This is a genomic window from Streptomyces swartbergensis (assembly GCF_002148965.1).
GTDB classification, from domain to species: domain Bacteria; phylum Actinomycetota; class Actinomycetes; order Streptomycetales; family Streptomycetaceae; genus Streptomyces; species Streptomyces swartbergensis.
Genome location: NZ_NGFN01000681.1, coordinates 1 through 1535, shown reverse-complemented (window position 1 = coordinate 1535; position 1535 = coordinate 1). Strand labels below are relative to the sequence as shown.

Here is a 1535-nt window from a genome sequence, read left to right as displayed (position 1 = left end):
GGCGGTTGGTGCTGGCTACGGCGGAGGGGGTGCAGGAGCCTGTCGGTGCGGGGGACATCGTGCACTTGCGGCCCGCTTGAGAGGCGCTCGGCGTTGTCGCTGGGGTCGGGGCGTTGCGCAACCCGGCGCCGCGGGGTGCCGCTTCTTTGGGACGGGTGCCGCCCCAGCGGCACGACTGCCCGCAGCTCAGCCACCCCCCGGCTGAACCTGACGGAGTGAGCTGGCGCACACCTGCCGTAGAGTTGAGGCCGGTCGATACATGACCGTGACAGATCGGAAGGGCAGCACGCGTGACCGTCGACGACTCGGGTTCCGGCACGGACGCGCAGGGCGCCGACCCCGGCGAGGATCCGCTCGCCCTGCGTCTGGAACAGCTGATCCTGGGGGCCGAGCGGCGCTACACCCCGTTCCAGGCCGCCCGCAGCGCCGGCGTCTCCATGGAACTGGCCTCCCGCTTCTGGCGGGCGATGGGCTTCGCCGACATCGGGCAGGCCAAGGCGCTCACGGAGGCGGACGTACTGGCGCTGCGGCGCCTCGCCGGTCTCGTCGAGGCGGGGCTGCTGAGCGAGGCGATGGCCGTGCAGGTGGCCCGGTCCACCGGGCAGACCACCGCGCGGCTCGCCGAGTGGCAGATCGACTCCTTCCTGGAGGGACTGACCGAGCCGCCCGAGCCGGGCATGACGCGCACCGAGGTGACGTACCCGATCGTCGAGCTGCTCCTGCCCGAGCTGGAGGAGTTCCTGGTCTACGTCTGGCGGCGGCAGCTCGCCGCCTCGGCCGGACGGGTCGTGCAGGCCGCGGACGACGAGGAGATGGTGGACCGGCGGCTCGCGGTCGGCTTCGCCGATCTGGTCGGGTTCACGCGGCTGACGCGCCGGATGGAGGAGGAGGAGCTCGGCGAACTGGTCGAGGCCTTCGAGACCACCGCCGCCGACCTGGTCGCCGCGAACGGCGGCCGACTGATCAAGACCCTCGGCGACGAGGTGTTGTACGCGGCCGACGACGCGGGCACGGCCGCCGAGATCGCCCTGCGCCTGATCGAGACGATGGCGCACGACGAGACGATGCCGGAGCTGCGCGTCGGCATGGCGTTCGGCACGGTGACCACCCGTATGGGTGATGTCTTCGGTACGACCGTGAACCTGGCCTCCCGGCTCACCTCGATAGCTCCGAAGGACGCCGTGCTCGTCGACACCGCCTTCGCCGAGGAGCTGATCCGCACGCAGGACGCCCCGTCCTCGGAGGCGGAGGCGGCCGAGGAGGCCGCGGCGGCGGAGAAGGAGGGCGAGGAGCCGCCGACGTACCGGTTCGCGTTGCAGCCGATGTGGCAGCGGCCGGTGCGTGGGCTGGGCGTCGTGGAGCCGTGGCTGCTCATGCGGCGGAACGGCGGCTGACGGGGCCGACCGGGGGCTTTCCGGCCGAACTCTCAGTCCAGTGAATCCACGCACAGGCCGATGACCGGCACGCACAGGCCCGGGTCCTCCGGTTCCTTCGGCTTCTCGGGCTCGGGCTCGGGAGCCGGGGCGGGTGCGGTC

Annotated in this window: 1 protein-coding gene; it reads left to right on the top strand. The window is 72.2% G+C overall.

The features are described 5' to 3' along the window. Positions 1–290: 290 nt before the first annotated feature. Positions 291–1394 carry an adenylate/guanylate cyclase domain-containing protein gene (locus tag CA983_RS43515; RefSeq protein ID WP_107500363.1) on the top strand — a complete coding sequence of 368 codons (1104 nt, stop codon included), beginning with the start codon at positions 291–293 and terminating at the stop codon, positions 1392–1394. Positions 1395–1535: the final 141 nt, after the last annotated feature.